Source organism: Vibrio sp. 2134-1 (genome assembly GCF_033339495.1).
Genome location: NZ_JAWOUS010000479.1, coordinates 1 through 671 on the forward strand (window position 1 = coordinate 1; position 671 = coordinate 671).

Genomic DNA, 671 nt, shown 5'->3' on the forward strand with positions numbered 1-671 from the left:
GACATCTAACCCGTATTCATCGGCTAACCACTTACCAAGTGCTTTGATGCCATAACGCTCTGTTGCATGGTGACCCGCAGCAAAATAGTGGATGTCCATCTCACGAGCGGTGTAAGTTGTTCGCTCCGAAACTTCGCCAGAAATGAATGCATCTAATCCATGCTGAACCGCAAGTTCAATGAAATCTTGTCCACCGCCAGTACACCAACCAACGGTTTCGATCATTTTCTCCGCATTATCTGGAGCGATATGTAGAGGCTCTCGATTAAGGGCTTGGTTGATCTTGCTCGCAAATTGAGAACCAGTCATCGGTTTTTTCAAGCGTCCAAATAGGGCGACAGACTGCGGATGACCTTCTAACCCACCGTCGATTTCAATATCAAGAAGACGAGCAAGCTCTGCGTTGTTACCAAGTTCAGGATGAATGTCGAGCGGTAGATGGTAGCCGTACAGATTAATGTCACTTTTAATTAGGCTACGAATGCGCTTACCTTTCATACCGCGAATGGGTTCTGGCTCCCCTTTCCAAAAATAACCATGGTGGACCAATAACGCATCGGCTCTGAGTTCAATCGCTTTATCAATTAATGCTTGAGAAGCAGTTACTCCAGTAACTACGCGCTTGATCTGTGGACAGCCTTCAACCTGTAAGCCATTTGGCGCGTAATCTT

At 46.5% G+C, this 671-nt stretch carries 1 protein-coding gene; it reads right to left on the minus strand.

The features are described from left to right. Positions 1-671: Nif3-like dinuclear metal center hexameric protein (locus tag R7R78_RS26730; protein ID WP_225474685.1), on the minus strand; the 671-nt coding region annotated here is incomplete at both ends.